At 53.9% G+C, this 26,224-nt stretch carries 22 protein-coding genes; 12 read left to right on the top strand and 10 right to left on the bottom strand.

Annotated features, from left to right (window positions below):
* Nucleotides 1–249: 249 nt before the first annotated feature.
* From AB8516_RS14010 to AB8516_RS14000, 3 genes are all read left to right on the top strand, one after another.
* Nucleotides 250–1,449, top strand: coding sequence for a serine protease (locus AB8516_RS14010; protein WP_369161565.1), 1,200 nt, complete (start codon nt 250–252; stop codon nt 1,447–1,449).
* A 35-nt stretch (nt 1,450–1,484) separates the two neighbouring features.
* On the top strand, nt 1,485–2,078 hold the full coding sequence (locus AB8516_RS14005; protein ID WP_369161563.1) for a hypothetical protein: 594 nt from the start codon (nt 1,485–1,487) through the stop codon (nt 2,076–2,078).
* Between the two features lie 237 nt (nt 2,079–2,315).
* On the top strand, nt 2,316–3,779 hold the full coding sequence (locus tag AB8516_RS14000; protein ID WP_369161561.1) for an AAA family ATPase: 1,464 nt from the start codon (nt 2,316–2,318) through the stop codon (nt 3,777–3,779).
* Nucleotides 3,780–3,839: 60 nt separating this feature from the next.
* On the opposite strand, the gene AB8516_RS13995 is transcribed toward AB8516_RS14000, so the two are convergent.
* Nucleotides 3,840–5,234, bottom strand: a complete 1,395-nt coding sequence (locus AB8516_RS13995) for a response regulator (RefSeq protein WP_369161559.1) — start codon at nt 5,232–5,234, stop codon at nt 3,840–3,842.
* 160 nt (nt 5,235–5,394) lie between these two features.
* On the opposite strand from AB8516_RS13995, the gene AB8516_RS13990 reads away from it, so the two are divergent.
* Nucleotides 5,395–5,736 (top strand): 4a-hydroxytetrahydrobiopterin dehydratase, encoded by a 342-nt coding sequence (locus tag AB8516_RS13990; RefSeq protein WP_369161557.1) that lies wholly within the window; start codon nt 5,395–5,397, stop codon nt 5,734–5,736.
* Between the two features lie 261 nt (nt 5,737–5,997).
* On the opposite strand, the gene AB8516_RS13985 is transcribed toward AB8516_RS13990, so the two are convergent.
* The 3 genes from AB8516_RS13985 to aprB all read right to left on the bottom strand — a co-directional run bounded on the left by AB8516_RS13985 (nt 5,998) and on the right by aprB (nt 9,587).
* Nucleotides 5,998–6,888 (bottom strand): YkgJ family cysteine cluster protein, encoded by an 891-nt coding sequence (locus AB8516_RS13985; RefSeq protein ID WP_108289496.1) that lies wholly within the window; start codon nt 6,886–6,888, stop codon nt 5,998–6,000.
* A gap of 189 nt (nt 6,889–7,077) precedes the next feature.
* Nucleotides 7,078–9,063 (bottom strand): adenylyl-sulfate reductase subunit alpha, encoded by a 1,986-nt coding sequence (gene aprA / locus AB8516_RS13980; RefSeq protein WP_069127605.1) that lies wholly within the window; start codon nt 9,061–9,063, stop codon nt 7,078–7,080.
* 50 nt (nt 9,064–9,113) lie between these two features.
* On the bottom strand, nt 9,114–9,587 hold the full coding sequence (gene aprB / locus AB8516_RS13975) for an adenylyl-sulfate reductase subunit beta (RefSeq protein WP_069127608.1): 474 nt from the start codon (nt 9,585–9,587) through the stop codon (nt 9,114–9,116).
* A gap of 547 nt (nt 9,588–10,134) precedes the next feature.
* Between aprB and AB8516_RS13970 the strand changes: the two genes are divergently transcribed.
* The 6 genes from AB8516_RS13970 (at nt 10,135) to AB8516_RS13945 (ending at nt 13,814) form a co-directional block, all read left to right on the top strand.
* Complete coding sequence (locus AB8516_RS13970; RefSeq protein WP_369161553.1) at nt 10,135–10,785, top strand: HEAT repeat domain-containing protein; 651 nt, start codon at nt 10,135–10,137, stop codon at nt 10,783–10,785.
* A complete protein-coding gene (locus AB8516_RS13965; RefSeq protein WP_369161551.1) occupies nt 10,785–11,336 on the top strand; it encodes a hypothetical protein in 552 nt (183 codons plus the stop codon). Before AB8516_RS13970 ends, AB8516_RS13965 begins: the two co-directional genes overlap by 1 nt.
* On the top strand, nt 11,333–11,710 hold the full coding sequence (locus AB8516_RS13960) for a DUF423 domain-containing protein (RefSeq protein WP_369161549.1): 378 nt from the start codon (nt 11,333–11,335) through the stop codon (nt 11,708–11,710). The genes AB8516_RS13965 and AB8516_RS13960 overlap by 4 nt, the downstream gene beginning before the upstream one ends.
* Nucleotides 11,710–12,645, top strand: coding sequence for a class I SAM-dependent methyltransferase (locus AB8516_RS13955; RefSeq protein ID WP_369161547.1), 936 nt, complete (start codon nt 11,710–11,712; stop codon nt 12,643–12,645). Before AB8516_RS13960 ends, AB8516_RS13955 begins: the two co-directional genes overlap by 1 nt.
* Nucleotides 12,621–13,073 (top strand): YqaA family protein, encoded by a 453-nt coding sequence (locus AB8516_RS13950; RefSeq protein WP_369161545.1) that lies wholly within the window; start codon nt 12,621–12,623, stop codon nt 13,071–13,073. Before AB8516_RS13955 ends, AB8516_RS13950 begins: the two co-directional genes overlap by 25 nt.
* A 210-nt stretch (nt 13,074–13,283) precedes the next feature.
* The gene (locus tag AB8516_RS13945; RefSeq protein ID WP_369161541.1) at nt 13,284–13,814 is read left to right on the top strand and encodes a DVUA0089 family protein; all 531 of its coding nucleotides are present in this window, start codon (nt 13,284–13,286) and stop codon (nt 13,812–13,814) included.
* Nucleotides 13,815–14,002: 188 nt separating this feature from the next.
* On the opposite strand, the gene AB8516_RS13940 is transcribed toward AB8516_RS13945, so the two are convergent.
* Complete coding sequence (locus AB8516_RS13940; protein ID WP_369161539.1) at nt 14,003–15,454, bottom strand: TrkH family potassium uptake protein; 1,452 nt, start codon at nt 15,452–15,454, stop codon at nt 14,003–14,005.
* A gap of 15 nt (nt 15,455–15,469) precedes the next feature.
* Nucleotides 15,470–16,843: a Trk system potassium transporter TrkA gene (gene trkA / locus AB8516_RS13935; RefSeq protein ID WP_369161537.1), complete on the bottom strand. Its 1,374-nt coding sequence runs from the start codon at nt 16,841–16,843 to the stop codon at nt 15,470–15,472.
* Between the two features lie 209 nt (nt 16,844–17,052).
* On the opposite strand from trkA, the gene AB8516_RS13930 reads away from it, so the two are divergent.
* Entirely contained in the window at nt 17,053–18,873 is a 1,821-nt protein-coding gene (locus AB8516_RS13930; protein ID WP_369161535.1) for an alkaline phosphatase PhoX, read from the top strand.
* Between the two features lie 77 nt (nt 18,874–18,950).
* Nucleotides 18,951–20,591, top strand: coding sequence for a hypothetical protein (locus tag AB8516_RS13925; RefSeq protein WP_369161533.1), 1,641 nt, complete (start codon nt 18,951–18,953; stop codon nt 20,589–20,591).
* A 228-nt stretch (nt 20,592–20,819) separates the two neighbouring features.
* Here AB8516_RS13925 and AB8516_RS13920 read toward each other — a convergent pair whose 3' ends face one another.
* From AB8516_RS13920 to rsmB, 4 genes are read right to left on the bottom strand one after another with little or no spacing between them, the layout of a single operon-like run.
* Nucleotides 20,820–22,190, bottom strand: a complete 1,371-nt coding sequence (locus tag AB8516_RS13920; protein WP_369161531.1) for a sigma-54-dependent transcriptional regulator — start codon at nt 22,188–22,190, stop codon at nt 20,820–20,822.
* Nucleotides 22,187–24,376, bottom strand: coding sequence for an ATP-binding protein (locus AB8516_RS13915; protein WP_108289508.1), 2,190 nt, complete (start codon nt 24,374–24,376; stop codon nt 22,187–22,189). The genes AB8516_RS13920 and AB8516_RS13915 overlap by 4 nt, the downstream gene beginning before the upstream one ends.
* Nucleotides 24,358–24,906, bottom strand: coding sequence for a DUF4390 domain-containing protein (locus tag AB8516_RS13910; protein WP_369161529.1), 549 nt, complete (start codon nt 24,904–24,906; stop codon nt 24,358–24,360). The genes AB8516_RS13915 and AB8516_RS13910 overlap by 19 nt, the downstream gene beginning before the upstream one ends.
* A complete protein-coding gene (gene rsmB / locus AB8516_RS13905) occupies nt 24,903–26,210 on the bottom strand; it encodes a 16S rRNA (cytosine(967)-C(5))-methyltransferase RsmB (protein ID WP_369161527.1) in 1,308 nt (435 codons plus the stop codon). Before rsmB ends, AB8516_RS13910 begins: the two co-directional genes overlap by 4 nt.
* Nucleotides 26,211–26,224: the final 14 nt, after the last annotated feature.

Raw genomic sequence — 26,224 nt, 5'->3', positions numbered from 1 at the left:
TTGTGATGTAGGTCAATATGGTATATCGAGAAAAGGGAGTTTCACCTCAAATAGCGGTCTACCCATCGCAAAACACGCGAATAAACCATCAGCTCCCCTCCAGAACCCACATAACATCAAACACAAAGCCTTTCACTCTTCCAGTCTTGGCGACCAATGCAATCAGGTCGCCAAACGATAGTCACATTATCACGGATACCGTTAATACAGATGGCGGCATCCTTATCGGTCTTCATGGAGTCAACCTGGATGTTACGTATATTTCTAGCTTTAACTGTTTTATTAATCACCGGATGCCAGACAACACCAGTAAAAACAGCAGGTGAAATCAAGACAGGATCTAAAATAGATACCTCGATCAACTTACCCGTAAATCTTCCTGTGGCGATTTATGTCGACCGGCATAAACCCGATAAGGGCATTAACTTCTACGGCAGCATGAAGGAGGCAGCAAAACTGGTCTCTGAGGATTTTTTCTCAAAAGTCGAATACCTTAAATCAGGAAACAATTTTCACTATCTTATCAAATTCAAGACCAACAGCACCTGGGAGTATGGATGGGGGCGCTGGGCGTCTACCATTTCAGTCGATATATTAAGCAATCAAGGTGACACGATATACACCAGAGAATTTAAAGATTCTTCGGGCATGACGATATTCAACGACTTCAGCGCTGTATTCAACTCCCAAGCTAAAATTGTCAAAGAAAGCCTGATCGACTTTTTAAACAAGCAGGGAGCGATAAATTTGTCAGCAAGCGAACTCGTATCCATTCGAAACACAACCATTCCGCTACCTGCCAATAAGCTGATAAGAGACCTAAAGCCCTCTACAACTGGAACAGGTTTCTATCTTGATCATGACGGAACCATCATGACCGCAAACCATGTGGTTCAGGATTGTGTTTTTGTAGAAATAGGTCACAAACACAAAACCTTTCCGGCAAGTATTCAACAAAACAGCAGGGTGCTGGATATAGCCATATTGAGTACGGATAATAGAGACACACCCGCAGTCAACATCACAGACAAACAGTCCGAGGCCATATTAGGTAAGAATATTTTCGTCACAGGTTATCCCTTGCAAGGCATCTTATCCGACTCTCCCTCATTGACTATAGGCACCGTCAGTTCACTTGGAGGGCTGGTGGGTGCCTCAGGCACCTTCATGTTCAGCGCTCCGGTACAGCCGGGTAACAGCGGTAGCGCGATAGTAGACTACTCGGGAAATTTGGTCGGCATGGTCACCAGCAGCCTGAACCAGAAGATGTTGCTTGAAAAGCACGACACATCGTCACAAAACGCGAATTTTGGCATCGATCTCTCGATGCTGAAAAAGTTCCTCTACAAAAACCAAGTCGCCTACCAAACCGACCAATCAACGACGAACTTTGAAAACGCCACCATCCGTGCCGTGGAATATACTAATCAGGTTTTATGCTACAAGTAGAACCAAGCAATTACTATATGAAAGGAATGTGTTGTATGTTTGCCTCCCAAAAATTATTGTTTAAAATTACTCTAGCTGCCTCACTGGCGCTGTTATTCAATCCCGGTGTTTTCGCCGAAGAACAAGTCACAAATGAGATAAAATCTTATCAGCATAAAGGCGAGAAGTATCCACCCATTCTACTCGTGACCAATATCAACATCCCCTCGATATCCCAGCTCCTGAACAAGTACCAAGCCTTTTCAAGGGTAGATAAAGAGGCAGTTGGACTACCCATAGGGGTACGCATTCTCAAACTCCATCGCACGAAAAGTGACTCCACACAATTCACAACACTTATGCTCGCGGCGTCTACTCTGGGTATAGTGCCTGTGGTTTCAAATAAGGAATTCAAAGTTCGTTATGATGTTTTTGCTCAGGGAGAGATAGTTTCTACTTTTACCTACCAAACCAAATCGACAGATGTGAACAACCTATGGATGGGAGCTAATAATGAGCATGAAACCAAACCTGAGGAAGAGCTATTTATCGAGGACTCGGTTTCCCGCTTCCTTTCTGAACTAAAGGACTCAGCGGATACACAAGCGCTGTTTCAGGAGTATCGAGAATACTACCCAAGTGAATCCTGACATCCCATCGTAGATTCCGCATAAACTGAAAATCCTATCGAGATTTTTTTAAACATACAAATACCAACCAAACAACACTTTTGGTTTGATAAATTGGCTCGTTAAGAACCTTTACATTTCTAATGTCAACCAGCGCGATGCGGGTTATATTGGAGTTGAACTGTTGCATCCCAACAGATAAATTGTCCAGCCAGAAATAGCAACAATTGCAACAAATAGAGATACACCGCTACAGGAATGCGCGACCTACAAGACCTTGAACTCATCATCAGTTCCGGTACCTCCATTCTCTTCATCGAAAGCGATGACGAAAGGCAGGTAGAGACCCTCTTCGAACGTCTTGCAGCCCAACTGGGTCGTCAGCTGCTGCGCTGGACCGTGGCCAGCGGATTAACCAATCTGCACACCAACCAGACCACCCACCTGACCATCAAGGAACCCTCCAGGGTACTCGCCGAGCTGGCTGGCCGTACGGCGCCCGCCATCTATATGCTGATGGATATCCATCACTGGCTGGACGACCCCCTGACCCTGCGCCAACTCAAGGAGATCGCGCTGGGAAACCCGTCGCAGACCCTTGTCCTGATCAGCCATAACGCCGAGATACCTGACGAGCTACGCTCGCTCTCGACCAGATTCGAGCTCTCGCTGCCGGACCGCAATGCCTTGAAACAGCTGCTTCAGGCGGAAATCCGGGAGTGGGGACGCCATAACAATCGCAACGTCAAGGCAAGTCGCGAAGTGATCGAGCCCATGCTGAGCAATCTCTCCGGCCTCAGCCTGAGGGACGCCAGACAACTGATACGCAATGCCATCTATGACGACGGCATGCTGACGGAGAACGATCTGGATGACCTGGCCAAAACAAAGTACCGCCTGCTCGACAGTACCGGCGTGCTCTCCCTCGAACTCGACAGTGCCAAGTTCAGCCAGGTGGCCGGTCTCGCCAACCTGAAACGCTGGCTGGAGCAACGCCGCACCATCTTCGTGGCGGAACAACCGCCGAGCGGACTCGACCTTCCCAAGGGGATACTCCTCCTGGGCGTACAGGGCGGCGGCAAGAGCCTGGCTGCAAAATCGGTCGCCGGCAGCTGGCACCTGCCCCTGTTGCGCCTCGACTTCGCCGCCCTCTACAACAAATTCTACGGCGAAACCGAACGCAATCTACGGGAATCTCTGAAGACCGCCGAATCCATGGCACCCTGCGTGCTGTGGATCGACGAAATCGAGAAGGGACTCGCCACTGATGATGAGGGCGGTCCCTCAAAACGCATTCTCGGCACCTTGCTCACCTGGATGGCCGAACGTGACTCCAGGGTTTTTCTGGTAGCCACCGCCAATGACATCGAGATGCTGCCACCCGAACTGCTGCGCAAGGGACGATTCGATGAGGTCTTCTTCGTAGACCTTCCTGATACCGAGATACGGGAGGCGATCTTCCGCATCCACCTTGGCAAGCGTGAGCAGGACCCGGCTGCCTTCGATATAGACAAGTTGCGCGACGCCAGCGAGGGTTTTTCAGGCGCCGAGATAGAACAGGCCATAGTCGCCTCGCTCTACGCCTCCCATGCTTCAAAAGAGTCACTGGATACCGCACATATCCTGAGCGAGATAGAACAGACCAGGCCCCTCTCGGTTCTGATGGCTGAAAAGATCGCCCATTTACGTAATTGGGCCTCGAGTAGAACCGTTACTGCGTGATCAGGCCGTAACCGTTTTTGACAGAGTTTGTGAAGATGCCGTAACAGGAGGTACAGCAGATCACAAGTTGCTATAGAGACTGACCCTGACCCGCTGATTCTGTGTGGCGATCCGATTCCACTCTTTTGCTGTCTTCACCTCATAGACCGAGGGATAGGGTATCAACGGGTCATTGAAGCCACTGCTGAAAAGCAGAATCTCCAACTCACCGCCACTCCTGGCCAACTCCACATTCATATAGTTGGCGAATGCGACAGATTGGCCGTTGACATAGTCATTGCTGTCACGGTGATCCGCCGCAAACAGACATTCGCTGATAGCCAGCCCGTCATTGGCCAGGACATATTCGTCCCCCCCACTTTTCTGCAGACAATAGTTGCCGTGGGTTGCTCGCAACTCGATAGTACCGCGAAAACCCGCCTCCTTGAGTTGATCGACCAGTTCAGCCAGCCAGAGGGCCCGTTGATCGTTAAAGGGAATCTCGCCGTACTCGAACTCTGTCCCCTGGTTCGCGGCCCACTCGATCAAATTAACCGGAATCAATGAACCCGGTGATGCCGCACTGCCAACCCCGGTTTCATCAATTTTCCGGGACATCTGTTCAATCTGCTCGTTCTGCGCACTGATCAACTCGTAAATAGCCTCGCTGTCAGGGTCAGATCCGATAACCGCTTTTTTTTGTGCCGGTGATAACACCAGGAAATAGTAGGTGATGGCAAAGCCGACGAGGATAAACAGGAGGCTTAATCCCCCCAGTATCTGCGCCCTCCTGGCCTGGAATCTCGACACCTCTTGCAGCGCTTCCAGCTCATACAGTTCGCTTTGGGTCTCGGCAAAATGCTTTTCCAGCTTTTCCTGAAGCCGTATTTCACTCAGATTCTGCTCCTTGCGTATGAACCGTTTCAGGGAATCATCGCCTGTTGGTAAAGGCCCCAATACACCATCCATGGGCAGGCTTACCGGCTCAACCGTTGCTGATTTACGACGCTCGTGTTCAGTGATCGAGTGAATATTGCTTTGACGGCGAACTGTTCTCACACTCTCCAATTCACTATCTTCGAAACCGGGTACCAGGGACTCCTGGTCGGGCATTAGATGCAGTGAGCGGAGCACATCCTCCAGATCCTGCACTTCCAGTTGTTTCGGCAATACCCCGACCGCCCCGAGCGCCCTTGCCTGGCTGACTTCCAAACCTCCCGCCTTGGAGGTATACATCATGACGGGGATGACGGCCGTATTCGGGTTGGACTTGATGACCTTCAAGGCTTGAAAACCGTCCATCCCGGGCATCTCATAGTCCATGAAGATGGCGTCTGGTGCATTTTCATACAGAAAATCGATTGCCGCCGCAGCCGACTCAAGCGCCACCACGGATATTCCATATTTTGAGAGCTTGCCCGACAAGACCTGTCGAGCGGTTTTTGAATCATCGACGATGAGCGCGCGTTTGGTCACTTATCTGTAGGCCGCACTGAAGCACGGCTTTCCCCTATTGATTCTGTGTATGCTATCTCGGCAATCTGCATGATAATCCCACTTAGGTGCCATGCACAAATGCTTGAGACACCTGCCTAACCTAACTATATCTGACATATTCGAATAGAGGAAACGCCCAATGGCAGCGTTGACCGAGGAAAAGTGTGAGGCCTGTCGCGCTGATGCGCCAAAAGTCAGCGATGATGAGCTAGCGGAGCTGATACGCACCATACCCGACTGGAATATCGAGGTGCGGAACGGGATTATGCAATTGGAAAAAACTTTTCCATTCAAAAACTTCGTAGACAGCCTCGAGTTCAGCAACAGGGTCGGGGCGCTGGCGGAGGATGAGGGACACCACCCTGCCCTGCTGACCGAGTGGGGGAAAACCACCGTGACCTGGTGGTCACACAAAATAAAAGGGCTTCATCGCAACGATTTCATCATGGCGGCGAAAACGGATCAGCTGTACAGTGGATGAAAGAAAAACTGTCCGCAAATGAACGCGAATCAACGCAAATTTTGACCTCAATGTAGGGTGCGGCTTGCCGCACCGGAAGCATCGTCACGCAAAGTACGAATGGGAATCATCGTTGCGGCAAGCCACACCCGCACTGCGAGGGGATGCATAGGGTAGATGGAATAGCGGGGGAGAGAGTTGAGTTCCCACGCGGGAGCGTGGGAACGAAAACGATATTATTTGTGTTGATTCGCGTTCATTTGCGGACTGAATACAAGATATTCAGGACAACGCATCCTTCATCTGCTGCTCCTGTTTCTGTTTATGCAGTTCGACCTCCGCCTTTCTGCGCATTTCCAGGATCTCTTTGCGCTCTTCTATACGCTTTTCAGTGGCATTGTCTTTCACCGGAATGGTGACCTCACCGAACAGAACCTGCTTCAACAGGCGGGTGCCGAACTGCATCAGGGCAAGATCCTCGTTCTCCATGGTCTGGTAAAACTTCTCATCCAGATCGTATGAGGCCTTGAAGGAGTCGCTCAGCACGAAACGACGCAGGCGGTCTGTGTCATAGGAGCACATGAAGAAGAACTGCAGACTGGTATCCGAGGGCCGACCGATTGCCGGACCGGCAGATTTCTTTTTCAGCATCAGCTGTAACCATTCACGATTGAGCTGATCGTAGACCTCCACCTCCTGTTCTTTACGGTATTCGTCGACCAATATCTCCCTATCCTCCTCATGTCCCTTACAGTGATCCTCTCTGATCAGAAAGTAACGCGCTTCGTCCTCGCTGGAACCCGCTTCGCGCATGGCCATGTGTCCGATCGGATAGTAACGGCAGGCTGTCGGACGATCCTTATAGACACTGCAGCCTTCATCATTGACAAACAGACAGGCACCCTCATTATCGGTTCGAAGCTTCACTCCCGGCAGACCATCCTTATCCATCTCGTAAGGTACCGTGTGGTCCTTGAGAAACTCCGTAACACTGATCCCCAGATTATCCTTCAGGCGCAGGATGTCATAGGGTGTGAGCTGTATATCCGCATGCTTGCAGCAGGCGTTAAAGCAGGAAACCCCCTTGTGACAGTTGAACTTGATCTTGGCGCCAGGCTCAAGCACTGCAGGTACGAAACTGCTTTTGAAAGGAATATCGAATTTTTCGCTCATTCTCTGCCTCCGATATCGAAATCGGCTGAATATTAATCCAAGTCGCGGACTGCAGATACGGTTCGCCTTTAGAGTATAACCGTACACATGTGTTCATTTAAAAACTGCACAAATAGCATGCATTAAAGACGGAAAAGTCCGGGCACCTCACGGTACCCGGACCCTCCTAAGCAACTAAACAGTCAAGAATTACTTGAACAACTTAGCCTTATCTACGATGTCTACATGTGCACGCTTGAAGCACTTGTAGGTTTTGGTCTCTTTGTCGTAGATGGAGTTCACGAAGCACTTCCAGTTCTCTTCGTCGACAAAGTTCTTATCCATGCGGTAGTAGAAACCGGGATAACGAGACTCTTGACGGAACTGAATGTGTTTCATGTGAGCTTCAGCAGTCAGGATGCGGTGATAGTTCTCCCAAGCACGCAGCAGCTCGTGGAGGTCTTTCGCACGCATCTTGAGAGCGTCTTCCTTCAGCATTTCCAGCTTCTGCTCAGCCAGATCCAACATGTGCTCATTGGTGGTGTAGTAGGTAGCAACACCGGCAACGTACTCATCCATAACCTTCTGCAGGCGGAACTGCAGCATCCGCGGTGTGATGTAATTGGGATTCACATCGATTGCGGTTGAGTAGTCCTTGTGCTCAAGGTAGTTACGGACCGGACGGTAGATCTCTTCGATCAGGGAATCAACATCGGTGTCCAGCTCAGGGCTGTAGTCCTTGTTGTCCATGACGTACTTGACCATCGCCTTGGCAGCCATACGGCCTTCTGCGTGAGAACCGGAAGAGAACTTGTGGCCGGATGCGCCCACGCCGTCACCGGCGGTGAACAGACCGGACACGGTGGTCATACCACGGTAGCCCCAGTTCCAGCCCTGAGGCAGGTGCTCGGGCACGCCAGCCTCGGTCTCCTCGGTAGGTGCGCCAACATCTTCAGGACCGGAGGTCCAGATGCCGCAGCAACCGGAGTGAGAACCCAGCAGGTAGGGTTCGGTCGGCATCAGCTCAGAGTTCTTCTTCTCAGGCTCGATGTTTTCACCCGCCCAGATACCGCACTGGCCGATACACATGTCCAGGAAGTCTTCCCAAGCTTCTGCTTCCAGATGCTTAACCTCACGAGGAGACAGGGTCTCACGCAGGTTGGCAAGCGCGGTGACGGTATCCATCCAGATAGGACCACGACCCTCTTTCATCTCTTTCAGCATCAGATGGTTACGCAGGCAAGATGCCGGAACGGCAGCCTGACCATAAGGAGGATAGTCGTCCAGCATCTCCTTGTTGCGGTCCATGTAGACTTCACCAAAAGCGTTGGTGGCCTTGGATTTGAAGAGCAGGAACCAGGCACCGACTGGACCGTAACCGTCTTTGAAACGGGTCGGTACGAAGCGGTTTTCCATCATGGTCAGCTCAGCGCCGGCCTCGGCAGCCATGGCGTAGGTGGAACCAGCGTTCCATACGGGGTACCAGGCACGGCCCTGACCCTCACCCACAGAGCGGGGACGGAAGATGTTCACACAACCACCGGCAGCCAGCAGAATGGCTTTCGCCTTGAAGACATACAGCTTGTGCTCACGCACAGAGAAACCGACGGCACCGGCGATACGGTTGCTGTCGTTCTTGTCGTTAACCAGCTTAACGATGAAGATACGCTCTTGGATGTTGTCCATGCCCAGTGCTTTCTTCGCGGCTTCAGCGACGATCCATTTGTAGGATTCGCCGTTGATCATAATCTGCCACTTACCGGAACGTACGGGTTTGCCGCCGTCCTTCAGTGAGGTCATGCCTTTGGAGCCGTCGTGTCGCTCACCGTTCTCGTCAGTTTTCCAAATGGGCAGGCCCCACTCTTCGAACAGATGAACGGACTCATCAACGTGACGGCCCAGGTCATAGGCCAGATCGTCGCGGGTGATACCCATCAGGTCATTGGAGACCATACGGGCGTAGTCGGCAGGATCCTGCTCAGAACCGATGTAGGTGTTGATCGCAGACAGACCCTGGGCAACCGCACCAGAGCGATCCATAGCGGCCTTGTCGACCAGCTTAACTTTGATGTCGCCACCGGCAGCCTCAACCCATGGACCGATCTCATAGGCGGCACCACTACAGGCCATACCACCGCCGATCAGCAGGATGTCTACCTCTTCTTGGACGACTTCCGGATTTCCGAATTCAGCCATTTTTAATTCCTCAAATTTCGTTAGTTTCTAAAAATCTGTCTGAATCCGATTTATTTACGGATCAGCTCACTGGCGTCGCCGGCACGATAGCCGTTCTGCTCGTTGTGATTGAAGAAACCGGGCTCACCGATCTTCGCTATATCAGCGGCAGGCTTACCACCATAGGGATCGATGGAACCCTCAGGAGTAGTACGGATCGGGAACTTGAAGCGCTTCATGGTACCGTTGCGGAACTTGATGGTCCACATGATGGAATCGGTACCGCGCAGAGGCTGTACAGAGGCGCCCAGAGGTACGATATCAGCGTAAGGACGCGCTTCGATAGCCTGCTGAGGGCAGATCTTGATGCAGGAGTAGCACTCCCAGCACTGCTCAGGCTCTTGGTTGAACGACTTCATGGCATGGCCTGTTTCCGAGCCGTCTTTATCCAGCTTCATCAGGTCATGAGGACAGATGTACATGCAAGCTGTCCTGTCCTGGCCTTTACAGCCATCGCACTTCTCAGTACGCACAAATGTAGGCATGGTGTTTATCTCCTAAGGGTTTCACTGCAGTGATTCAGACGCCGTGAGATGCCGCAGCTTTTACAAGCACACCCGGACAATTCCCGGCGTCAGTCTTTAGTATCTCTCCTGGCCCGTGCCCGATGGCGTCCGAACCTAGTTTCACACCCGATTCAGCCAGGCCGCACAGCCGGGCATTCCATCGCACGCATGCGCGCAAGCTGGACTCGGGGCGACAAACATTAATGCCTTACAACCCCTTTAGCCAAACAGTTTTTTAATGAGGGCGTATAAAATCCGCTTATTATCCTAGCCCCTTGTAAAACATACTGTTTTACTTGGTTTGGTAAGCCCCTATTTATCAAAAAGAAAATGCCAATATACTGAATAAGGTCTTTTTATTGACCGAATATGAAACGACTGCGGAGTAGCGGCGACTATCCCAAGGGAGATATGCATAGATTGGGTATTCCAGGGATTTTCAGGTTTTAATTAACCATTTTTAAAGTTGTCAAAAACTTGCAGAACCCTCCTTTTAGGTTAAAGTGGCCGATTTTCGAGCGTGCACATGAGCGAGAGAGATGCCCCAGACGCCCTATTGCTGATGGCCCCCGGCTGTGCTCACTGTCCCGTGGTTTTACAAAATCTGAGCCAACTGCTGAAACAGGGCAGAATCGGCCGTCTGGAAGCAGTCAATATCATTCAACACCCGGTGATCGCACAGAGTTTCGGTACACGGACCGTCCCCTGGACCCGTATCGGCTGCTTCGAGTTGGAGGGGGTCCTGTCACTCGGTGAACTCGAGCGATGGATCGATATGACAGATCGGGATGAAGGAAAGGCAAGCTATCTCATCCACCTGTTCGAAACCCAGCGCGCCCATGCCGCGGTCACCTGGTTGCAGCGTAATCCCGATGCGATGCCGGAGCTGTTGGGTCTGTTGCGATCCCCCACCACTCCCATCGTGGCGCGTATCGGCATCGGCGTTGTTGCAGAGGATCTACAGGGAACACCCCTCTGGCAGTCAACCTTAACCGACCTGCTGAAACTGACACAATCACCGGATGCCGCCTTGCGTGCCGATGCCGCTCACTACCTGGGCCTGACTCGTTCCAGTGATGCCATAGAGCCGTTGCGCGGAATGCTCGACGACGACAATCCCGATGTCAGGGAGATCGCAAACGAATCACTGGAGCTATTGAACGGGGGAAACAGCTGATGGACAAGAGAGCGCAGATTCTGGCGGTACATGCCGCCTTTATCAATCAGGTCGTCACAACCGGATCCAACCCTGATGATAAAGATGAGTTCGAGCAACTCATGGCTTTAGCGATAGAGAATGGCTGGACCGAGCTTGTAGCGGCAATCCGTAAGATCTTCGACCAGGGCCGCCGGGATATAGAGCTGTTGAATAGTCTGGACGAGGAGGATCAGGTGATCATCGAGGCGATCCTGCTTGGTTTGCAAGACCCCTCCACCCTGCCTGATCCGAATGTAAAACCCGACCCGGCAATGGCTGCACCCGGTCTAGCCTCCATGATCCACGCCGCCGGCAGCGGTAATGCCCAGGCATTGCAGATCATCGCCGAGATGGCGGATCAGATGAGTAAGGTTGATGGCCCCATGGCCCGGCTGGCTGCTGTGATCCGCCCTTTGATCAATGGCGAGCGCGATCCTGATCTGCTCTGCAAACGTTTGGACAGCAAAACCGAAGCCATAGTCCTGGGTATTCTCGAGGAGCTCAGGCAACTCGAGGGGAATAAAAGTTGACGGCGCGCACCTTCCTGATTCTCGCCGCAGTCAGCGGTATGCTGCTGGTGATACTTGGCGCATTCGGCGCCCACACTCTGGAGGCCCGCCTGCCGCCCGACCACATGATATGGTGGCAGAAGGCCGTTCACTATCAGGGTCTGCATACCCTGGCCCTGTTCGGTGTAGGACTCTTCGCCATGCACTACCCGGGGCGCGCCCTGAGCATCGCCGGCTGGCTGTTTCTGGCCGGCATCCTGCTCTTCTCCGGCAGTCTCTATATCCTGGCGCTCAGCGGTGTGCGCAGCCTGGGCTTGATCACACCTTTCGGCGGTACGGCCTTCATCATCGGATGGTTCGCCCTCGCCCTGGCGGCCTGGCGTATTCCTCACTGATGAAACTTGGCGACTTCGGCAACCGATTGCGCAAGAACCAACGCCACTGGAGCAAGTGGGCACGCCGCCGCGGCATCAGTTGCTACCGCCTCTATGACCGGGACATTCCTGATTTTCCTCTGGCCATTGACTGGTATGAAGGTGAAGTCCATGCCCAGATCTTTGCCCGCAAAGGCCGGGAACCACTGACTGATGCGGAAGAACAGGCCATAGGCGAGACGATTCGCGAGTCTTTGCAGATCCCAAGCCAGGCCCTGGCATTCAAGACTCGTCAGCGGCAAAGGGGGCTTGCCCAGTACGAAAAAACCGGCCAGCCAGGCCACCGCCTGATGGTCAGTGAGGGTGGACTGAAATTCGAGGTCGATCTGCATAGCTATCTCGATACCGGACTCTTTCTCGACCACCGAGTGACCCGAGAAATGATACGCCGGCGTGCCGAGGGCCGGCGCATGCTCAACCTGTTCGCCTATACCGGCAGCTTCTCGGTATTCGCCGCGGCGGGCGGCGCCCTGGCCACCACCAGTGTCGATCTCTCCAATACCTATCAGGCCTGGACCAGGCGCAACCTGGCCCTTAACGGTTTCACCGGTGATGACCATCAATTGGAACGGTCCGACGTCTTCGCCTATCTTGAAAGGGCCGTGCGTGAGCGACGGCTGTTCGGCCTCATCGTCCTCGACCCGCCCAGTTTCTCCAACTCCAAGAAGATGCTGGAGATCCTCGATGTGCAACGGGATCATCGACGTCTGATCGACGCCTGCCTGGAACTGCTTACACCAAACGGAGAGCTCTACTTCTCAACCAACAAGCGCCGTTTCAAGATCGATCACGACCTGGAATCACTACCCGGTTGTGAGGAGATCACCCGTCAGACCCTGCCCGACGATTTCAAACGCCACCCGGCCCACCGATGCTGGATCTTTCGTCAAACCTGAGTCTCTCGGGTGGTCCTGTCGGACTCTTTATCACCAGCCTGCTTGCCTCAACCCTCCTGCCCGGGGGTTCCGAGGCTATGTTGCTGTGGGAACTGCAACAAAATCCGGCACAGGCAACCCTGTTGTGGAGCGTGGCCACCCTTGGCAACACCCTTGGAGGACTCAGCAGTTGGCTTATCGGCTGGTGGCTGGCACGTCGTTTTCCGGATCGCGGGCTGAAAGATGAGAAGCAACGACAGGCATTGCAACGGGTAAAACGCTACGGCACACCCATACTGCTGTTCTCCTGGTTGCCGGTGATCGGTGATCCGCTCTGTTTGGCGGCCGGATGGAGCGGTGTCAGACTGGTGCCGGCCACGCTTCTGATTGGGCTCGGCAAGGCTTTACGCTATGGCATTCTGGTCGGAGCCATGGGTAGCTTAGGATAGTTGTGGGCGTACCAGGTCATATCTGATGAAAATCATGTCGGATATTCTTACACATCACGCCAAAATCCCAGTGTTCTTTTTGAACGCAATCCAATAAATCCCGAATTTAATGCATATTTTTCAATGCTGGCATGGAACATGCTCATTTGGCTGATGAAGCTAGCGTGACCACGGCTTTCATAACGACCAGCTTACGAGGATTGGAATACTATGCATAAATCAATCAATCTATTAGTAGGATGCTTGCTTCTACTGCCCTTAGCCACATCAGCGAATATCATCCATACGACAGGATCGATTACCGCTAATGGAGAAGGGTCAGTAGCCTACACGCTGTTTGACCAGAATGCCCCTGGATGGACAGGCATTTCCGTAAATTCATGGCACTTCGACACCTATGTCTATCTATTTGAAAGTGACGGCTATCTCGACAGCTCAGACTACATCACACGAAACGATGACGGTGGACCGGGTCTTAACTCCTTCATCGGCACGGTATTGAATGCGGGCAGTTATATCTTGGCCGTTTCTGATTACTATCTTTCCTTTAGTGAGGCCTTGTCCGGGTATAACAGCAATAACTATTATGGTGACTATTCGCTGACAATAGCGTCGAGGGCCCATGTTGGATTCCCCACCAGCTCCGTTCCCGAACCGACAACACTGTCGTTGCTGGGATTGGGCTTATTGGGTGCGGGATTTTTCCGTCGTCGAATGAAAAAACTCCCTACAGCCAGGTAGATTCATAACCACCCCACCATAACCCGCTGTTCATGCAGCGGGTTTTTTTTAGATCCGGATTCAACCTATCACGCCCGGACCACAGACCGACTCTGAACCAATTGTTTGAAACCACCGGCCAAGCCAGTGAAAGCAATCTAGGGTGGAGTATTGCCACACTGTATAGATTTTAGTCAGAGATGATTCGGTTACTTGCGCCAGAAGGCCGGGGTCAGCAATACCAGCAGTGTAAAGATCTCCAATCGCCCAAGCAGCATGGCGAAACAGAGTATCCACTTGGCGGGATCGTTGAGGTTGGCATAGTGCGCACCCACATCGGCCAGGCCGGGTCCCAGGTTGTTGATACTGGCCGCCACCGCGGAGAATGAGGTCATCAGATCGAGCCCGGTGGATGCCAGGGCCAGATACATAATGCCGAAGCTGGCCACATAGAGGGCGAAGAATCCCCACACCGCATCCACAATCCGCCATGGAATGGTTTTGGCGCCGATACGGATCGGAATCTCTGCATTGGGGTGGATCAGACGATTGATCTCTCGCACACCCTGTTTGATCAACAACATAAAACGTATCACCTTGATACCGCCACCGGTGGAACCGGCGCAACCACCGACGAAACTGGAGAAAAGCAGCAGAATGGATATGAATCCCGGCCACAGGGAATAGTCGGCCGTGGTGAACCCGGTTGTGGTCCCGATCGACACTGCCTGAAACAATCCGCGTGCGATCGATTCTCCCCAGTTCCCGTAGACCCCCATCAAATAGAGCGCGGCGGATACGATGATGATCACTATCGCCAGGGTGGTGATATAGCCACGAAATTCAGGATCCTCGAAATAGGTGCGAAGCGATCTTCTGCGCACGGCCAGGAAATGTAGGGCGAAGTTGGCACCGGAGAGTAGCATGAAAATAACGGCGATCATCTCGATCAGGGTGCTGTCGTAATAGCCGATGCTCTCGTCATGGGTGGAAAAACCACCGATGGCAACGGTTGAAAAGGCGTGTCCCATGGCGTCAAAGGGCTTCATGCCCCCCAACCAATAGGCCAGCATACAGCTGAGGGTCAGACCCAGATAGATATACCAGAGCGCCTTGGCAGTCTCCGTGATACGCGGCGTCAGCTTGTTGTCTTTCACCGGCCCCGGGGTCTCCGCGCGGTAGAGCTGCATGCCGCCGACCCCCAACATCGGCAGTACCGCCACCGCCAGTACGATGATCCCCATTCCGCCCAGCCACTGCAGTTGCTGGCGATAGTAGAGAATCGAGACCGGCAACTCATCGATCCCGACGATGACCGTGGCGCCGGTAGTGGTGAGGCCCGATATCGACTCGAACACCGCATCGGTAACCGTCATGTCATGGTTTTCCGCAAACAGGAAAGGAAGGGAACCGGTCAGCCCCAACACGCCCCAGAACATCACGACCACGAGAAAACCGTCGCGCACCCGCAAATCCTGGCGACGGTTGCGTACCGGAGCCCAGAATGCCAATCCGAGCCCCAGGGTAAGGATAAATGCATCTGTAAAGCCGACCAGGGCGCCGTCACCGGTCATCATCGAAATCCCAAGGGGTGGAAGCATGCTGAGACTGAAAACCATCAGCAACACACCCAGAATTCGTTGAACCACAAAAAGATGCATATTCGATTTCCTGGATTACAGGAAGGTCACACCGACCTGGAAGAGTTTTTCCACATCGCGGATTTTTCGTTTGTCCACCAGGAACAAGATGACGTGGTCGTCACTCTCGATCATGGTATCGTGATGGGCGATCAGTACCTCATCTCCCCGCACGACTGCCCCAATGGTGGTGCCACTGGGCAGTTTAATCTCTTCGATGGCACGTCCGACCACCTTCGACGAACTTCTGTCTCCATGGGCCACCGCCTCGATCGCTTCAGCGGCGCCGCGCCGAAGCGAGTGCACCTGCACCACATCACCGCGCCGTACATGGGTCAGCAAGGTACCGATGGTGGCTTGCTGTGGCGAGATGGCGATATCGATGGTTTCACTCTGCACCAGGTCGACGTATGAGGGACGATTGATCAGCGCCATCACCCTTGCGGCGCCCAGACGTTTGGCTAGCATGGCGGAGAGAATATTGTCTTCATCGTCATTGGTCACGGCGCAGAACACATCCGTATTCTCGATATTCTCCTCCAACAGCAGATTCTCATCCGCCGCATCACCATGCAAGACGATGGTCAATTCGAGTCGTTCGGCAATCTCTCTTGCCCGCACTTTATCGTTTTCGATGAGTTTGACCCGATATTTCTGTTCCAGGGATGAGGCCAAACGCCTGCCGATATTCCCACCACCCGCAAGCAGCAGCCGCCGATAGGGCTTCTCCATCTTGCGCAGCTCACTCATCACTGAACGGATGTTCTCCGCCGCGGCGATAAAGAACACTTCGTCTTTAACCTCTATCACGGTGTCCCCTCTGGGGATTATCACCTCACCCTCGCGGTAGATGGCGGCGACCCGTGCATCTACATTCGGCATGTGCTCATACAGCGCGCTGAGGGCATTCCCCACCAGAGGACCGTCATGGTAGGCCTTTACCGCCACCAACCTGACCCTGCCATCCGCAAAATCGAGCACCTGCAGGGCCCCCGGATATTCGATCAGTTTGAGAATGTAGTCGGTTACCAACTGCTCCGGGCTGATCAACACATCGACCGGCACCGCGCTCTGTTCGAACAGGCGGGGATAATCGAGATAACCCTGTGCCCGCACCCGGGCGATCTTGGTCGGGGTATGGAACAGGGTGTAGGCAACCTGGCAGGCGACCATATTGGTCTCGTCGCTGTTGGTGACCGCCAGAATCATATCCGCATCCTCGGCACCCGCCCTGCGCAGCACATCCGGATGGCCCGCATGACCCCTGACCGTACCGAGATCGAGCCGGTTCTGCAGGTCCATCAACAGCTGCTCATCCTGATCGACCACGGTGATATCGTTCGCTTCGCTGACCAATGCATTGGCTACCGAACGACCCACCTGACCGGCACCGAGAATAATTATTTTCATTGTTTCATCGGGTGTAGTTGTTTAAGACCTAATATCAGCTTGTGCTAGGTCCTGCTAACAGTAAGCCAATAGGTTCTAGCGATCACCATTATATCTGTTTGAAATATAGCATTCATATAAGCGCCATAGGTATGACACCGTTTGGCAACAGTTGCCACCTAGAATGCTGCCGGCCTACAAGTATTACGCCTATACGGGGAGCATATTCTATGTTGCAAAAGAAATCATTTCGTCATCTAGCCCTGCCAGCTTCTATCGCGGCAGCAATATTGTCTTCAACTCTGCTGTTAACCGGATGCGACGGTGATGACGGCGAAGACGGTGTCGACGGTCAATCCGGTGTAGACGGCACTGACGGTATCACGAATTTCATCCCCGTAGGTTTGAAGCGACTTGCGACTGCCCCGCTTGGCGCTGAATTCACCGGTATGTACCTGAACAGCGACAATACCCTGTTCCTGAATGTCCAGCACCCCAGCAGCAGTAACACAACGGCAGACATTGCCGGCAAACTATTCGATAAAGGCACCGTGGGTGTCATCGTCGGCCAAGACTTCTCTACCCTGCCTGAAAACTTCGGCGCACTCGACCTGCCAGTCACCACTGCTGAGAAAGAAGTGGTCATGACCGCAGTCGGTTCTTACCAGGTACTGTCTCAGCAGGGCGACGCACTGAATGACGGCAGCGCCATGGGCGACATCATCGCCCTGGACGGAACCACCCTGATCAAGAGTTCCAACGATCCTGATTTCAATGGCGTAATCTCTGACGGGAACGGTGGTTTCCTTGTCTACAGCAACTGGGAAGACCGTCCAGGCAGCATGAGCCGTATCCAGGTAGGCGGGCTGGCCGACACCGGGTACACCACCGTCATTCAGGAAGGCATGATCGATTTCTCCAGCGTCGGCGGCACCTGGGTTAACTGCTTCGGTACTGTTAGCCCCTGGAACACCCCACTCTCATCAGAAGAACTCTACTTCGATGACACTGCCGATTGGTTCAATCCGGATTATGAGTACTTCGACAATCCCCAGTCTCTGGCGACCTATTTCGGTTATCCCACCGACGGCAGCGGCGACTGGCCGAATCCCTATCGCTACGGCTACATTGTTGAGCTCGGCAATGCAGCCGATACAGTCGTTGCCAATGTCACGGCCAATAAACTGGAGACCATGGGCCGTTACTCGCATGAGAACTCGGTTGTCATGCCTGACCAGAGAACCGTCTTCTTGAGTGACGACGGTACCGGTGTTGTCTTCTTCAAGTTCGTTGCTGATGTTGCCGGTGATATGAGTGCGGGAACCCTGTATGCCGCGCAAATCACACAGGCTGCAGGCGTTGACGATCCCGCAGAGGCCGCACTGGGTATCGAATGGATCGAACTCGCCAGCATGAGTGAAATCGATATAGAAGCGGCAATCGCCTCCTACGACGGCACCTTCGCAGACGCCAACTACATCACCGACGAGCAAGTCTGCGACTGGGCCGAGTCCAAGACCAGCACCGATCTGACCTGTGACGAAGACGCCACTGTGGACTCCAATCCATTCAGCGACGATCGCGTAGCTTACCTGGAGAGCCGCAAAGCGGCAATCGCCCTGGGCGCTACCGGTGAATTCCGCAAGATGGAAGGCGTGAACATCAACTACGGCCTGGCATCAACCTGGTGGAACGGCGGCGCTGCCGACGGCGAACAGGCCTACATGTACATGGCCATGTCCAGCTTCGACAAGACCATGAGCGACGACGTAGGCACCATTCAGCTGAACGGCGACAATGGTAAGTGCGGTGTTGTCTACCGCATGCAGCTGATGCGCAACGCTCAGGGCGAGGTTGATGTGAAGACCATGGTTCCGGCGATTGTTGGCGGACCCTACTACGCTGACCGTTCGGTCAACGAGTGTAACGTCAATAACATCTCCAATCCTGACAACCTGCTGATCCTGGACGATGGGCGCGTGCTCATCGGTGAGGACACCGGCAACCACGAGAATAACGTGGTCTGGGTGTTCGATGATCCTGCGATCTAAAAGCCGCCCAGGTTAGTCGAATCAGGGAATGGGGGGGTGGCCTATGCCACCCCCCTTTCTGGTTTAGGAGGTTATCTATGAAACGTGCTGTATCAATCATTTCTCCAATCGTCTTTGTACTCGCAACCGCATGTGGCGGTTCAGGCAGTGACTCTGACTCACAAAATCAGGCACTCACTTTTCCAACCAGTTATGAAAAATCAGTTGCCGGAAACCTGAGACCCGAGGAGACCGGCCTGGTCTACAACCTGGAGGCGATAGTCCCTCCCCAGTGCTACACCAAGCATGAAGCCACTTACAATCCCTGTTTGACCTGCCACCAGACCTACACATTCGGCAGCCGCCCGAATTACATGAATGACAAGGCATTACAGGCGGAATACTCATTCTCGGAGATCGGGGTGAGCAATCATTGGCAGAACCTGTTCGAAGACCGGTTCGAGGCGGTCTCCCGGATCAGCGATCAGGAGGTCATCGACTATATCTATACCGACAACTATTCGACCCTGATTGAACAGTTGCAGCGCGAGTCCTGGGAGGGACCGATACCCGTCATTCAAGACCTGCATCTTGGTGCCGACGCCTTTGATGAACAGGGCTTCGCACTCGATGGCAGCCACTGGGTGGCCTTCAACTATAAACCCCTGCCCAGTACCTTCTGGCCGACCAACGGTTCAACCGACGACGTCATGGTCCGCCTTCCCGCAGCCTTTCGCGAACAACGTTGCAACGGCAGCGGTTACTCCCGGGATACCTACACCGCCAATCTGGCGATTCTGGAAGCGACGATACAGGACCTGGAACAGGTCAGTCTGCCATCGGTGGACGAAAACAGCTTCTGTACAGATCTAAACGGGGATGGTCAACTTGGGATCATCAACGAGATCATCCGGCCTGATGCCTATGTCGGCAACGCATCGGATGTCAGCGTCACGCCAATGCTCTACCCCGAAGGGGTGGAGTTCCTGCATACGGTGCGCTATATCGGGCTGGACGAAGATATGTCGATTACCATTCCCGCCCGCATGAAAGAGGTACGCTATATGCTCAAGCATACCTTCTATACGCCACCGGAGCTGCTTTCGATGTATGGCAACGAGAAGCAGGAAAAAATCGATGGCAACCTGCCGAATTTCGTCTCCCGGGGCGACAACGGATTGGATAACGGTTTCGGCTGGCTGGTGCTGGGTTTCATCGAAGCCGCCGACGGCCATTTGCGCAAGCAAAGCGAAGAGGAGACCACCTTCTGCATGGGCTGTCACACCACCATCGGCAGCACCATCGATCAGACCTTCGCCTTTCCCCGCAAGGTGACCGGTACGGCCGGTTGGGGTTACATCAACCTGCGGGGCATGGTGGACTCACCCAGTGCCGGCGAGACGGAGGGTGAGATTCTCAACTACCTGAAGGTTGTCGGCGGCGGCAATGAGTTCCGTGAAAACGAGGAGATCATCGAGAAGTGGTTCAACGAGGACAACACTGTCAATGAAGAGAAGGTCCTGGCCGCGGATGTCTATGAACTGATCACCCCAAGCCCGCAACGTGCACTGACCCTGAACAAGGCCTACATGACGATAGTACGTGATCAGGACTTCATTCACGGTCGCGACGCCAATGTCACGCCGGCGGTAAATGTCTATGAGGCGGTCGATTCGGATAGCGCTCCGGTACTGCCGCCCGAACGTCAATACGACTGGGATATACGCCTGGCATGGTGAGAAAAGTCGGCGAATGAACACGACTAAATGTAAATAATTTCGTCCATATACGTTCCCACGCTCCCGCGTGGGAACCCTACTCTTTCTTCGCTACTCTAGCCTGTAGTGTGCAGCCTGCCGCTCCATTTGGTAAGCATCAATTTTTCAGGATGTATCCTGTTGGATTGGTGCCGCAAACCACACCCTAAACAACATTTGCGTTTATTCGCGTTCATTTGCGGACTCTAATCAGCGCTTGTCCTTAAACTCGATCTCCAGGGATTTCAATTTACGGTAGAGATGGGTCCGCTCCATCCCCACCTCTTTCGCCATGCGCGAGATATTGCCTTCGTGCTGACGCAACTGATACTCCAGGTAGACCTTTTCGAACTCCTCTCTGGCCTGTCGCAGGGGTTGATCGAAGGTGACCAGGGATTCCAGCCCACCCAGGGAAGTCCCGACATCGGGCGCTCCCAGCGCCGCTTCCACCTCCTCCTGGGAAATCTCGTTGCCGGCGCCCAGGATCAGTAACCGCTGCACCAAATTTTTCAATTCCCGCACATTGCCGTGCCAAGGATGGTTGCGCAGGGTATTTTGCGCTCCCACGTTAAAGTGCCGATAGGGCAGCTTTTCATGGTTCACATACCAGTCCACATAGAAGTTGAGCAGCTCGGGGACATCCTCCGCATGTTCGCGCAATGGCGGCACATGCAGGGGCACCACATTGAGATGATAGAAGAGATCCTCACGAAATGTCCCCTCTTGCACCGCCTCTTCCAGATTATGTTGTGTAGCAGCAATGATCCTGACATCGATACTCACCGGATCAGTGCCGCCAACCCGCAGGAAACGACCGGTATCCAGCGCACCCACCAATTGTGATTGAGCCTCCAGATCCATATCGGCCACTTCATCCAGGAACAGGGTCCCTCCCACGGCCTGCTCAAGTCGTCCGTAGTGGATACGTCCGTCACTTTCACTACCAAACAACTCTTGTGCGGCATTCCCCTTCACAATCGAGCTGACATTGACCTCCACAAAGGGTCGGTCGCTGCGAACGCTCTGCGAGTGGAGATAGCGCGCCAGGGTTTCGCGGCCACTGCCAGGTTCTCCGGTCACCAGCACCCAGGTGTCGTGTTGGGCGATTCTTTTTACCTGCTCACGCAGACGTTGCATCACCGGGCTTCTACCGGTCGGTTCATGCACGGCATGTATATGGCGTTTCAGCCCAACATTCTCCTGCTTGAGCTGTTCCGCCTCCAAGGCGCGATTGACCGTCAATAACAACTTAGCCAAAGAGAGTGGCTTCTCCAGAAAATCATAGGCTCCCAATCGAGTGGCTTCGACGGCGGTCTCCACCGTGCCATGACCCGACATCATGATCACCGGACAGGGCAGTCCCTCATTCTCACCCCACTCTTTCAACAGGGTGATGCCATCCACATCTGGCATCCAGATATCGAGCAGAATCAGTTCCGGGCGACGATCCCGCAGCGCCTGGCGGGCCGATTTCCCATCCTCAGCCATCGCAACCTCGTAGGATTCATCCTGTAGAATCTCTTTTACCAGGTTGCGGATGTCAGGCTCATCATCCACAACCAGGATATAGGCGCGACTCATACTTCACTCTCCTCTGTTGCACTCTCTCGAGCCAAATCCAGCAGCATCGGCAGTTGCACCACCATACAGGCCCCTTTATCACAGTTTTCTGCCCAGATGATACCGCCATGTTCCTCAACAATCTTCTTTACGATTGCCAAACCCAATCCGGTTCCCTTCGGTTTGGTTGTGACATAGGGTTCGAAGAGCTCTTGAATCATCGCCTCAGCAAAGCCCGGACCGTTATCCTGCACGCGCAATTCATAGTATGGGTGGTCATCCCTACTCTGAACCTTGGAGACAAGGGAGACCTTACCCCGCTTCTTGCCCTCCAACGCCTCGACAGCGTTTTTGACAAGATTGTGTACAACTTGACGTATACGCAAGGGATCTGCCTCTATCCTGGCGTTAGTGGCCGACAGGTCAATTTCAAACCCCACCCCATGAGTACCCCGATAGAGGTCCACAATCTCCCCGATCAGGGTATCCGGCTTGATCGGCTTTAGCTCCATTTGCGGTGGACGGGCATACTCGGAAAAGTCGTTAACCATGCTCTTCATAGCTTCTACTTGCTGTACGATGGTATGGGTCGCGCGATCGAGCACCTCGGCATCTTTCTTCGGCATATCCTTGAGATATTTATGGCGCAAACGCTCTGCCGAAAGTTGAATAGGCGTCAACGGATTTTTTATCTCGTGGGCCAGACGCCGCGCCACTTCACCCCAGGCAGCATCCCGCTGAGCACGAATCAGAGCCGTTACGTCATCGAACAAAACGATATGACCTTTGCGTCCGTTGGGCTGGGCGAAAGGCGTGGCCCTGCAGATCAAGACCTTACGCCCCTCACCACCAAACAGGGTCAATTCGCCGCGCCACTCTTTGTCGATCTGGCGTAATGGAACCTCCAAACCTTCGGCGAACTGTCTCAGAATGGGTGACTCAAGGGCCAAGGCCTGAACCGGCAGATCGATCATCCTATCCAAATTAATGCTCAGGATCTTTTCAGCGGCCGGATTGGCCGTGCGCAATTTACGTTGTGCATCAAAGGTCAGCACTCCGGACGAGAGCCGGGCCAGGACGGTTTCAAGGTAGGCGCGCTGTCCCTCCACTTCACGCTGGCTCTCGGCGGCCTGATCCCTGGCCTGACGGATGCGGCGGGTCATGGTATTGAATGAGGCAACCAGGAAGGCAAGCTCATCCGCCCGCCTTGGGACGGGCAGACGCCGATCGTAATCCCCCTCGGCAACCGACTTGGTGCCGGCCGCGATGTTCGCTATCGGTGCCACCATGCGCCTGGCCGAGAAGAAAGCGGCCCAGACCGCTGACAACATTGCGAACATCAACACCAGAAACAGGGTCAAAGAGAAGTTGCGTTTCAGTGATTGACGCAAGAACGAAAGCTCTTTGTAGCGGTTATAGGCCACTTCCAGCTTCTCCGACAAAGCGCTCACTCTTTCCGATGCGGGATAGAGCCCCTGAATAATAAAGGGGCGCCCGAGCGGGTCCGCCACCGCGACCCGAATCATCAACTCATCCTTCTCCCTCGCCAATCCTACATAGCTGTTGCCCTCGCGCAGCCGCTGCATGATGTAATCATCCGGTTTGGCCGGCACCAGCTCATCCGCCACGGCATTGGAGTAGGCAATGATCTGCCCGGCAGGATCGCTGAGCGAGAGCTCCAGCGCACCCGATTGCTGACGCAGTTTCGCAATAGTCAGCGAAAGCGCCGATTCAGAGGTGTCCGCGATACTGAGCAATTGCTGTTCCGTATATTTCAGCCAGACCCTTTGATTGAGGGACAACGAAGCCTGGGCCAGATCCCGCGCATCCTGCATGGCCTGGTCGATCTGCACGTCAAACCAGCTGTCGATACCTCCTTGTAGAAAACTGAACGAGTAGTAATAGACCACACCCACCGGAAGCAGGGAGATCAAGGTAAAGATCAACACCATGCGCAGGGTCAGCCGGGAACCTGCGCTGTGCCTCAGATATTGGCGTATCAGGCGTATCGAGTTGTAGGTGATCAGTACGAACAGAACGAACATGCCCGCCAGGTTGAATATCAGCAGCGGGACAAAGTAGCGGCTCAAGTCGGCGGAGTTCTGCACCGCGCTGCTCATCAGGTGCAGGCTTACCAGCAGCAGTATCAGCAACAGGCCGACGGAGAGCCCTCCCAGACGTAAACGGCTCAGGGTTGAAGGGGCCATTGGGACCATCCTGTCGTCAGTTTCCAACCCCTGCCAAGGTAGGCCAACGGCTGTAGAGGCAGGGGCAGGGATTCAATGTCGAGGTCGGCGCGCAAACGTAGCTGATAAGCCTCTCCGGGCGCCAGTTTTACCGGGCTGACCATGGGTAGATTGGTGATCTCACCCAATGCGTGCAGCGCCGCATCCTGGGTGACGAAATTCTGTTCATCTCCTGTCTGTCCGTCAACGATTCGATAGAGCTCAGTCAGGGCATGGTAGCGAATCTGAAAACTCAAGGTGGTCGTGAATGGGCTCGGTTCCCAGAATCCACGCCATACCTTCTCCACGAGAAGTTGCACTTTCAAGGTCAGCGGCACACCGTTATTCAGCGCTTCGTGGGCCTGTTCACTTAATTGATAGTCGATTCGGGCATTCAACTGGTAGACGTTGTCGGCTTGTATGATCTGAACATCCTTGATGGTGAAGGCCGTCGCCTGCGTCAGCGGCAACATCAGCAAAATCGGCAACAGCCAGTAGGATCCTCTCTTCATGTGGCTCTTTTTATCAGACGTGCGTAATAAAAACCGTCCAGACCGCCTTCACCGGGAGCGATCTGGCGCCCCACGTATCTGGCCTCTCCCCAGGGCGCATCCATCACATCCTCCTTCGCGTCGGCCTGCCGGCTGAGAAATTGCTGCAGCTGCATTTCATTCTCCTGGGGCAGGATTGAACAGGTTGCATAGAGCATCACACCACCCGGTTTCAACAACCGCCATACTGTGTCCAGAATCTTGTTCTGAAGTTTCACCAGATTGATGATATCCGTCTCCCTGCGCAGATACTTGATATCCGGATGGCGGCGGATGACACCCGTTGCCGAGCAGGGCAGATCCAACAGAATTCGATCATAACACTGACTGGCCCAGGATCCACCGGGGTCGGCGGCATCCCCCTGCTGGAGAGTCGCCCGGCGTCCGATGCGCGACAGATTTTCACTGACCCGCCGCAGACGCTCGGCGTCGCTGTCCAAAGCCGTCAATTCGATTTCCGGCTCCATCTCCAGAATATGACAGCTTTTACCGCCAGGGGCGGCGCAGGCATCCAGCACATGTTGTCCGGGCTGTAAATCCAACAGGCCGGCCGCCAGCTGGGCGGCGCCATCCTGTACCGAGACACAACCCCGGGCAAAGCCGGGCAGGCTCTCCACATCCATGGCCCTGGTCAGGTTGATGCCGCTCTCGGTCCGGGGTATGGGCTCGGCATCGATACCGTTCTTCCGCAACAGATCGAGATAGTCATCGCGGGAGCTGATTTGCTGGTTGACCCTGAGACTCATGGGCGGATGAGAATTGAGCGCCTCTACACGTAGCCGCCAGCTCTCAGGCCATTGGGTCTGCAGCGCATGCAGCAACCAGCCCGGCATGGCATAGCGTGCCTCCGGCTCACCCTCAAGGGCTTCGATCAAGCCCTCCCGCTGACGCTGGAAATTGCGCAGCACGCCATTAATCAGGCCTACCGCCCAACGCTTACGGAGCTTGTTCGCCGCACCGGCTGTTTCATGTACAGCGGCATGGTCGCCAACCCGGAGATAGAGGAGCTGATAAAGTCCGATCAAAATCAGGGCTTCGATGTCCCGGTCCTTCGATTTCAACGGCTTCGCCATTAATTGGCGTTGTATAAAATGCAGCTTGAGATAGCTGCGCATCACCCCGAAACAGATCGCCTGAACCAATCCCCTGTCACGACTGTCCTCAAGCTGATCCAGATATTGCGGCAACAGTTCCGATAGGGAACGCCCCGCCAGCACTTTCTGAATCACAAAGGCAGAAACCAGGCGCGGGTCTCCGGATTTCATTGTCCCCGTGCCTG

The organism is Candidatus Thiodiazotropha sp. LNASS1 (assembly GCF_964212655.1).
Classification (GTDB): Bacteria; Pseudomonadota; Gammaproteobacteria; order Chromatiales; family Chromatiaceae; genus Thiodiazotropha.
Note: the sequence above shows the minus strand (reverse complement) of the source record. Positions and strands in the feature narration are given on the sequence as shown.

Excerpts from the sequence above, each read along its gene's own strand:
- AB8516_RS13920 (WP_369161531.1), bottom strand. The coding sequence starts at position 22,190 with ATGAGTCGCGCCTATATCCTGGTTGTGGATGATGAGCCTGACATCCGC.
- AB8516_RS14005 (WP_369161563.1), top strand. The coding sequence starts at position 1,485 with ATGTTTGCCTCCCAAAAATTATTGTTTAAAATTACTCTAGCTGCCTCA.
- AB8516_RS13915 (WP_108289508.1), bottom strand. The coding sequence starts at position 24,376 with ATGGCCCCTTCAACCCTGAGCCGTTTACGTCTGGGAGGGCTCTCCGTC.
- AB8516_RS13985 (WP_108289496.1), bottom strand. The coding sequence starts at position 6,888 with ATGAGCGAAAAATTCGATATTCCTTTCAAAAGCAGTTTCGTACCTGCA.
- trkA (WP_369161537.1), bottom strand. The coding sequence starts at position 16,843 with ATGAAAATAATTATTCTCGGTGCCGGTCAGGTGGGTCGTTCGGTAGCC.
- AB8516_RS13945 (WP_369161541.1), top strand. The coding sequence starts at position 13,284 with ATGCATAAATCAATCAATCTATTAGTAGGATGCTTGCTTCTACTGCCC.
- AB8516_RS13925 (WP_369161533.1), top strand. The coding sequence starts at position 18,951 with ATGAAACGTGCTGTATCAATCATTTCTCCAATCGTCTTTGTACTCGCA.
- rsmB (WP_369161527.1), bottom strand. The coding sequence starts at position 26,210 with ATGAAATCCGGAGACCCGCGCCTGGTTTCTGCCTTTGTGATTCAGAAA.
- aprB (WP_069127608.1), bottom strand. The coding sequence starts at position 9,587 with ATGCCTACATTTGTGCGTACTGAGAAGTGCGATGGCTGTAAAGGCCAG.
- aprA (WP_069127605.1), bottom strand. The coding sequence starts at position 9,063 with ATGGCTGAATTCGGAAATCCGGAAGTCGTCCAAGAAGAGGTAGACATC.
- AB8516_RS13970 (WP_369161553.1), top strand. The coding sequence starts at position 10,135 with ATGAGCGAGAGAGATGCCCCAGACGCCCTATTGCTGATGGCCCCCGGC.
- AB8516_RS13930 (WP_369161535.1), top strand. The coding sequence starts at position 17,053 with ATGTTGCAAAAGAAATCATTTCGTCATCTAGCCCTGCCAGCTTCTATC.
- AB8516_RS14000 (WP_369161561.1), top strand. The coding sequence starts at position 2,316 with ATGCGCGACCTACAAGACCTTGAACTCATCATCAGTTCCGGTACCTCC.
- AB8516_RS13910 (WP_369161529.1), bottom strand. The coding sequence starts at position 24,906 with ATGAAGAGAGGATCCTACTGGCTGTTGCCGATTTTGCTGATGTTGCCG.
- AB8516_RS14010 (WP_369161565.1), top strand. The coding sequence starts at position 250 with ATGTTACGTATATTTCTAGCTTTAACTGTTTTATTAATCACCGGATGC.
- AB8516_RS13955 (WP_369161547.1), top strand. The coding sequence starts at position 11,710 with ATGAAACTTGGCGACTTCGGCAACCGATTGCGCAAGAACCAACGCCAC.
- AB8516_RS13940 (WP_369161539.1), bottom strand. The coding sequence starts at position 15,454 with ATGCATCTTTTTGTGGTTCAACGAATTCTGGGTGTGTTGCTGATGGTT.
- AB8516_RS13990 (WP_369161557.1), top strand. The coding sequence starts at position 5,395 with ATGGCAGCGTTGACCGAGGAAAAGTGTGAGGCCTGTCGCGCTGATGCG.
- AB8516_RS13965 (WP_369161551.1), top strand. The coding sequence starts at position 10,785 with ATGGACAAGAGAGCGCAGATTCTGGCGGTACATGCCGCCTTTATCAAT.
- AB8516_RS13950 (WP_369161545.1), top strand. The coding sequence starts at position 12,621 with ATGCTGGATCTTTCGTCAAACCTGAGTCTCTCGGGTGGTCCTGTCGGA.